This window comes from Halorubrum halodurans (genome assembly GCF_002252985.1).
GTDB classification, from domain to species: Archaea; Halobacteriota; Halobacteria; order Halobacteriales; family Haloferacaceae; genus Halorubrum; species Halorubrum halodurans.
The window spans coordinates 1-6835 of sequence record NZ_NHPJ01000075.1 but is presented as its reverse complement, the minus strand read 5'-3'; the positions used below and the strand labels follow the sequence as shown (position 1 = coordinate 6835).

Annotated in this window: 9 protein-coding genes; 6 read left to right on the top strand and 3 right to left on the bottom strand. The window is 72.5% G+C overall.

The features are described 5' to 3' along the window. From DJ70_RS07250 to DJ70_RS07240, 3 genes are all read left to right on the top strand, one after another. Window positions 1-186 (top strand): DNA replication complex subunit Gins51 (locus tag DJ70_RS07250; RefSeq protein WP_449272193.1); only part of this gene is annotated, 186 nt, incomplete at its 5' end. 56 nt (window positions 187-242) lie between these two features. Beyond that, window positions 243-893, top strand: coding sequence for a DUF998 domain-containing protein (locus tag DJ70_RS07245; protein WP_094531506.1), 651 nt, complete (start codon window positions 243-245; stop codon window positions 891-893). A gap of 23 nt (window positions 894-916) precedes the next feature. Continuing rightward, window positions 917-2167, top strand: coding sequence for an MBL fold metallo-hydrolase (locus DJ70_RS07240; RefSeq protein ID WP_094531504.1), 1251 nt, complete (start codon window positions 917-919; stop codon window positions 2165-2167). A 149-nt stretch (window positions 2168-2316) separates the two neighbouring features. Here DJ70_RS07240 and DJ70_RS07235 read toward each other — a convergent pair whose 3' ends face one another. Further along, window positions 2317-2574, bottom strand: a complete 258-nt coding sequence (locus tag DJ70_RS07235; protein WP_094531502.1) for a hypothetical protein — start codon at window positions 2572-2574, stop codon at window positions 2317-2319. 122 nt (window positions 2575-2696) lie between these two features. Between DJ70_RS07235 and DJ70_RS07230 the strand changes: the two genes are divergently transcribed. After that, window positions 2697-3518, top strand: a complete 822-nt coding sequence (locus DJ70_RS07230) for an inositol monophosphatase family protein (protein WP_094531500.1) — start codon at window positions 2697-2699, stop codon at window positions 3516-3518. Window positions 3519-3557: 39 nt separating this feature from the next. Here DJ70_RS07230 and hmgA read toward each other — a convergent pair whose 3' ends face one another. Both hmgA and DJ70_RS07220 read right to left on the bottom strand, forming a co-directional pair. Then, complete coding sequence (gene hmgA / locus DJ70_RS07225; protein ID WP_094531498.1) at window positions 3558-4778, bottom strand: hydroxymethylglutaryl-CoA reductase (NADPH); 1221 nt, start codon at window positions 4776-4778, stop codon at window positions 3558-3560. An 89-nt stretch (window positions 4779-4867) separates the two neighbouring features. Next, window positions 4868-5341 carry a GNAT family N-acetyltransferase gene (locus tag DJ70_RS07220; RefSeq protein WP_094531496.1) on the bottom strand — a complete coding sequence of 158 codons (474 nt, stop codon included), beginning with the start codon at window positions 5339-5341 and terminating at the stop codon, window positions 4868-4870. A 109-nt stretch (window positions 5342-5450) separates the two neighbouring features. Here DJ70_RS07220 and DJ70_RS07215 point away from each other — a divergent pair, with 109 nt between their 5' ends. Next, window positions 5451-6263, top strand: coding sequence for a DUF502 domain-containing protein (locus DJ70_RS07215; protein ID WP_094531494.1), 813 nt, complete (start codon window positions 5451-5453; stop codon window positions 6261-6263). Then, window positions 6260-6700 carry an archease gene (locus DJ70_RS07210; RefSeq protein ID WP_094531492.1) on the top strand — a complete coding sequence of 147 codons (441 nt, stop codon included), beginning with the start codon at window positions 6260-6262 and terminating at the stop codon, window positions 6698-6700. Before DJ70_RS07215 ends, DJ70_RS07210 begins: the two co-directional genes overlap by 4 nt. Window positions 6701-6835 lie beyond the last annotated feature (135 nt).

The following is a 6835-nucleotide window of genomic DNA, read 5'->3' as shown; positions in this document are numbered from 1 at the left end:
TCGGCGTCGGCCGACGCCGACGCGCCGGGGATCGACCGCGAGACGGTCAGGATCACCCGCGACGTCGGCGAGATACTCGGCGTCGACGAGCGCGAGTACGACCTCGCGAGCGAGGACGTCGTCACGCTCCCGACGGCGAACGCGGAGCCGCTCGTCGAGCGGGACGCCGCCGAGCGGATCGAGTGAGTCTCCATCCGCTTTTCACGGCGGTCATTTAAGCCGCTACTCGACGGCGTTCGACCATGGACGACGAGGAAAGCGTGGGAGAACCGATCGAGGCGTCGTCTCCGATCCCCGCCCGCCTCCTCGGCGCGGTCGCGACGCTCGCCGCGCTGGGCGGGATCGCCCTCGCGATACGTCTCGATCCGACGTTCTCGTGGACGGCGGACGCGCTCTCCGACCTGGGCGTCCGCGACCGGAGCGCCCCGGCGTTCAACGGGGGGTTGGTCCTCGGCGGGATCGCGGGGCTCGGCTACGCGGCCGGGCTGTGGACGCGCGAGCGAGGGAGCGCGGCGAGCGCCGCGGGCCGACTCCGGGCGGTCGTCTTCGCGCTCGCGATGGTCGCGATGGCCGGCGTCGGCGCCTTCGACCTCACGAGAGCGCTTCACGCCCCCGCGGCGGTCGGGTTCTACCTGCTCGTCACGGTCGTCCTCGGGATCGACGGACTGGCGCGGCGGGACGCCCGAACCGGCCGGGTGGCGCTCGCGTTCGTCCCGGTCCACGTCGCCGTCTGGACGACGTTCCTCGCGGGGCTCTGGCCGGTGACGGGGCTGGCGCTGCCCGAGTTGCCGGGCGCGCTCATGCTCGCGGCGTGGGTGTGGCTCGTCGGCCCCCTGCCGGTGGTTCGCCGGCTCTCCGTCCGGAGTCACGGGGCCGGGACCGACGAACACTAACCCGGCCGCGCGGTACGGACCCCATGGACGTCGAGTTCCTCGGCGGGGCCCGCGAGGTCGGCCGGAGCGCGGTCCTCGTCGACGACTCGTTGCTTCTCGACTACGGCCTGCTGACGGCCGACCCGCCGCGGTACCCGATCCGCGACCCCGAGCCCGACGCGGTCGTGGTCTCGCACGGCCACCTCGATCACGCCGGCGCGGTGCCGGCGCTTCTGAAGGGCGACCGACGGCCGCCGATCCACTGGACGCCGCCGACCGCCGACCTCGCGCGGGTCCTCGCGCGCGACACGCTGAGGCTCCACGGGAACAGTCCCCTGTGTCCGTTCTCCGAGGAGCACGTCGCCCGCCTCGGCGAGGCGGAGGTGCGCCACGGCTACGGGGAGCCGTTCCCGGTCGCCGGCGGGGTCGACGGCGGCGGATACGCCGTGACGCTCCTCAACGCGGGCCATATTCCCGGCTCGGCGCACGTGCTCGTCGACGACGGCGACACCCGGCTCCTGTACACCGGCGACTTCCACACCGACGACCAGCGGCTGGTGTCGGGGACGACGGCGCGGCCCGACGCCGACGCCGTGATCTGCGAGTCGACCTACGCGGACGTGACCCACGAGGACCGCGCCGCGGTCGAGACGCGGTGGGCGGAGCGCGTGCGGACGACGATCTGGGAGGGCGGCACCGTCGTCGCGCCCGCGTTCGCGATCGGTCGGACCCAGGAGCTGCTGCTCGTCGCCGCCGCCAACGACCTGAGCCCCTACGTCGACGGGATGGGGACGGAGGTGACGCGGCTGCTCCGCCGGCACCCCGAATTCCTGCGCGACGCCGAGGCGCTCCGGCGGGCGACGGGGGCGGCGCGGTTCGTGACGGGCCGGGACGGCCGGCGCGAGCGGATCGCCGCCGACAACGCCCTCGTGATCACCACGAGCGGGATGCTCGCCGGCGGGCCGGTCCACTCGTACCTCCCGGAGATCCGGACGAACCCGACGAACGCGGTGACCCTGACGGGGTACCAGGTCGAGGGAACGCCCGGCCGGGAGCTACAGGAACACGGGCGGCTGGAGCTGAACGGGCGGGTTCGGCCCGTGAGCGCGCGGGTCGATACCTTCGACTTCTCCGCGCACGCGGACCGCGAGGGGCTGGAGTCGTTTCTGGACGACTATCGCGACGCGCGCGTGCTCGTGAACCACGGCGACCGGTGTGAGACCTTCGCGGAGGACCTCCGGACGGAGGGGGTCGCCGCGAGCGCGCCCGAGCTGGGCGACCGGGTGGAGCTGTAGGACGGTCGTCTCCCTCGCGGGTGTCGCCGGGTTCGCCGGATCGGCGGCGCTCGTCGCCGTCGCTCCGAGGGGAGTCGGGGGATCGGGGACGATCGAGGACGGGAGGGACGGGAGTCAGGAACCGACGCGTCGGGACGCGACCGCGGCGACTACTCGCCGCCGTCGGTGTACGCCCGGTCGGCGAGCACGCGCTCGGCCGCCTCGTTCGCCTCGGCGGGGGTCGGGCAGTCGCCGCAGTCGACCGCGTCCGCGAGCTCTCCGGCCAGCGTGTAGACGGCGGCGCCGTCGGCGCGGTCGGCGACGCGCTCGAACGTCGGCCGGTAGCCGGCCGCGGCGCGCTGGCCGATCTCGTCGAGCGAGGCGTCGATGGCGTACTCGAGCTGGCGGACCGCTTCCTCGGGTCTCATACACGTCCGTCCACCCTCGACGCACTTAAGTATACTCGGATTCGGAACTGAGTTAATACTGTCGCGGCCGCCGCCGTCGCCGGATCGACGTTTATACGCGTCCGGGAACCGGATCCGGGGCCATGACCGACGTAGACGAGCGCGCGGCCCTCGCCGAGCGGGCCGCGCGAGCGGGTGCCCGCGTCGCGAGCGACGCCTTCCGGACCGACATCGACGTGGAGGCGAAAGGCGAGGACGACGTGGTGACCGAGGCCGACCGGGCCGCCCAGCGCGCCGTCATCGAGACGGTCCGGGAGTCGTTCCCGGACGACGCCGTCGTCGGCGAGGAGGAGGACGCCCGCAAGCGCGTGCCCGACGAGGGGCCGGCGTGGGTGATCGACCCGATCGACGGCACGCACAACTTCGTTCGCGGGATCCGCGTGTGGGGAACCGCCGTGGCGGCCGTCGTCGACGGCGAGCCGGTCGCGGCCGCGACGGTCTGTCCCGCGCTCGAGGACGTCTACACCGCCGACGCCGACGGCGCGTACCGCAACGGCGAGCGGCTCTCCGTCAGCGACGCGGCCGATCCCCGACGGGGAACGGTCGACCCGACGCTGTGGTGGGGTCACGACGCCAGAGCGGAGTACGCGAACGCCTGCGAGGCGATCGTGACCCGCTTCGGCGACATGCGCCGGCTCGGCGCGGCACAGGTCGTGCTCCCGACGGTCGCCGCCGGCGGGCTGGAGGGGACGATCTCGAACCTCCGGGCGAACCCCTGGGACTCCGTCGCGGGCGCCTTCATGATCCGGCAGGCCGGCGGGCGGGTGACGGACCTCGAGGGGAACCGCTGGCGACACGACTCGGTGGGACTCGTCGCCTCCAACGGCCACCTCCACGGGGAGGTGCTGGCGGCGGCGCGGGCGATCGAGGACGAGGGCGGCCGGGACGGCGACGACCCGACCTGACCCGCCCCGCGGTCGTCGTCCCGTCGTCGACGACCCGACCTACCGTCCCAGATCCGCGTGCGCCGACGCCAGGTGTCGCGATCCCAGCGCGGCGAGAAGCGAGAGCTCGCCCGCCAGCGCGCCGACCGCGATCGCCTCCGCGAGCGCGTCGGCGTTGCTGCCGGCGGGGTCGCCGCCGCCGCGGACTCCCAGTACCTCGAGCCCGGCCGCCTGCGTCGGGAGCTTCGTCCCGCCGCCGACCGTGCCGACCTCGAGACTGGCGAGCGACACGGAGACGTAGAGGTCGCCGTCGGCGGTCGCCTCGGCGGTGGTGATCGCGTTCGACCCCTCGACGACCTGCGCCGCGTCCTGGCCAGTCGCGAGGAACATCGCCGCGACCGCGTTGGCGACGTGGGCGTTGAAGCCGAGCGAGCCCGCCTTCGCGGAGCCGACGTGGTTCTTGCGCGTGTTGATCTCGGCCATCGCCTCGGGCGTCGTGTGGAGCCGGTCCTCGACGACCTCGCGGGGGACCTCGACGTCGGCGGTCACCGAGCGCCCTCGTCCCTCGACCGCGTTGACCGCGGCGGGCTTCTTGTCCGAACAGAGGTTCCCCGAGAGCGCGACCAGATCGGCGTCGGTCTCCGCCTCGACGACGTCGCAGGCCTCGCCGGTCGCGATGGTGACCATGTTCATCCCCATCGCGTCCTTCGTGTCGAAGCGGAACCGGAGGTAGACGTTGTTGCCGACGACGTACGGGGTGACGCCGCGGAGTTCGCCGTGGCTCGTCGTCGACTCGGCGGCCTCCCGCAGGGCCGGCTCGTTGTCGCGGACCCACTCGACGAGCGCCTCCGCCTCGGCCACGTCGGCCACGCGGAAGACGGGCGCGCGCGTCATCGCGCTCTTGGTGACGCGGGCCGTCGCGCCGCCCGCCGCGTCGATGACGGAGCAGCCGCGGTTGACCGAGGCGACCAGCGCGCCCTCCGTGGTCGCCATCGGCAGGTAGCGGTCGCCGTCGAACGCGCCGCCGTCGACGGCCACCGGCCCCGCGACGCCGAGCGGGACTTCGACCCCGCCGATCATGTTGTCGATGTTGGGGTCGGCGGCGGCCGCGTCGAAGGCGTACTCGCCGACCGCGTCGAGGTCCGCGCCGGACTCGTCGGCGACCAGCCGGCGGCGAACGGTCGCGGCCGTCCCGGCGTCGACGTGGTCGTCCAGTTCGTGGAGCCGCACGTCGCCGTCGCGGACGCGCTCGAGGAGGTCCTCGACTGTGGGATCGGTCATGCCCGCGTCTCCTCGCGGCGGGCGCTAATGCGTGTCGGTTGCGGGGCTCGACGAGGAGCCGGCCCGAGGGCGGTCGGCGCGACGAACCCCTATCCGCGGACGAACTCCGAGAGGCGCTCGCGAAGGCTGTTCGGCCCCAGCGTGAGGTAGTAGGCGTCGCCGCCGTCCTCGTAGTAGCCGTCGATCCGGCGTTTCACCTCGAAGCCGATGTGCTCGTAGAAGCCGAGCGCCCGCTCGTTCGTGGTCCGCGCGTGACAGGAGACCGACTGGTACTCGTCGGCCACGTCGGCGACCAGCCGCTCGCCGAGGCCGCGTCCGCGGTGGTCCGGGTCGACGGCGAGAAAGAGCACGTAGCCGTCCCGTCGGACCGAGGCGAACGCGATCACCGCGTCGTCCTCGAGGATCAGATGCGTCGTGGACCGCCGGTAGGCGTCGGTGAAGAAGCCGCGTCGCTGGCGGAGCACCCCGTCGACGCGGTGGATCCGCTCCTTGAGGTCCCACGCCTCCCGGACGTGTTCGGCGTCGCCGGGCGGATCCGTCCGTCGCTCCACGTTGACGCTCACTGGGAGGACGTAACACGCCTGTAGAATATAACTCCACCGGCCGCACGCCGGTCCGGTCGGTTCGCTCGACCAACCGAAGCGTTTTGACGGGCTCCACCGTGTCTCCGCCATGGTCGGCGGATCGCTATCGGGTCGTGGGCGGCTCCGGAGGGCGTTCCTGACGGGCGTGGCGGTGATCGTTCCGCTCGTCATCACGCTCGTGGTGCTCACGATCGTCTTCAACGCGGTGTACGACTACCTCGACGCGTTCTCCTCGGCGCTCGTGGTCGTCTCCCCGGAGTTCGTCCTGCCGGGCGTCGGCCGGGTCGGGCGCGAGCTGTTGATCGAGGTCGTGACGCCGGTCGTGTTCGTCGCCCTGATCCTCCTCATCGGTCTGGCCGTCGAGTCCACGCGGTACGGGGAGCTCGCCGTCGACTACGTCGACCTCGCGATGGAGCAGGTCCCCGGAATCGGATCCGTCTACGAGGGGTTCAGACAGATGAGCGACGCCATGCTGGAGTCGGACGGCGGGAACTTCCGGGAGGTCGTGCTCGTCGAGTTCCCCACGGAGGGGACGTACACGCTGGCGTTCGTCACGAGCGAGACGCCGGAGGCGGTCGCCGCTCCGACCGGCTCCGCCGACGGGGAGGGGATGCGGACCCTCTTCATGCCGATGGCTCCCAACCCGGTGATGGGCGGACACGTCGTCTTCGTCCCCGAGAGCCGGATCGTGGAGATCGACCTGACGGTCCAGGAGGGGATCCGCGCGCTGGTGACGAGCGGCGTCGCCCTCGAGGGAGCGACGGACGGGATCGGGGGGTTCTCGGACGAGGAGCTCCGCCACCTCTCCGTCCCCGACCGGGTGGAGGGGTGGCTCGACCCCTCGAGCGACGACGACGATGACAACGCGGAAACCGACCCGACCCGAACCGACGGACCGTGACCTACGAACTCCGGGACCACACGGCGGACGTCGCCGTCGAGGCGACGGCTCCGACCCTCTCGGCGCTGTTCGCGGCGGTCGCGGACGGGCTGACCGCCGCCGGCTGCGAGTCGGTTCCGCCGGACGCCGGCGAGCGGTTCTCGCTCCGTGAGACGGCCGAGAGCCGCGAGGCGTTGCTCTTCGACTACCTCGACCGGCTGATATACGAGCGCGACGTGCGGCTCGTCCTCCCCGCGGACCACGAGTGCCGGGTGATCGAGCCCGAGCCGCCGACCCCGGCGGACGGGAGCGAACCGACGTACGCCGTCGAGGCCAGCGCCCGCGGCGTCCCCCTCGACGCGGTGGTCGCCAGGGAGGTCAAGGCGGTCACCTACTCGGAGATGGCGCTCGAACGGCGCGACGACGGCTGGTACGCCTACGTCGTCTTCGACGTCTAGATCCGGCGAAACTATTATGATTTTTCGTGATATTGTTACGGTATGTCACACGAACGCCTCGACGAGCGGGGCGCGTGGCGGGCGGGCGCGGCGGCCGGGGCCCTCGCGGGGGTCGGGATGGGACTCGTGTTACAC

Excerpts from the sequence above, each read along its gene's own strand:
- DJ70_RS07245 (WP_094531506.1), top strand. The coding sequence starts at position 243 with ATGGACGACGAGGAAAGCGTGGGAGAACCGATCGAGGCGTCGTCTCCG.
- DJ70_RS07240 (WP_094531504.1), top strand. The coding sequence starts at position 917 with ATGGACGTCGAGTTCCTCGGCGGGGCCCGCGAGGTCGGCCGGAGCGCG.
- DJ70_RS07235 (WP_094531502.1), bottom strand. The coding sequence starts at position 2,574 with ATGAGACCCGAGGAAGCGGTCCGCCAGCTCGAGTACGCCATCGACGCC.
- DJ70_RS07230 (WP_094531500.1), top strand. The coding sequence starts at position 2,697 with ATGACCGACGTAGACGAGCGCGCGGCCCTCGCCGAGCGGGCCGCGCGA.
- hmgA (WP_094531498.1), bottom strand. The coding sequence starts at position 4,778 with ATGACCGATCCCACAGTCGAGGACCTCCTCGAGCGCGTCCGCGACGGC.
- DJ70_RS07215 (WP_094531494.1), top strand. The coding sequence starts at position 5,451 with ATGGTCGGCGGATCGCTATCGGGTCGTGGGCGGCTCCGGAGGGCGTTC.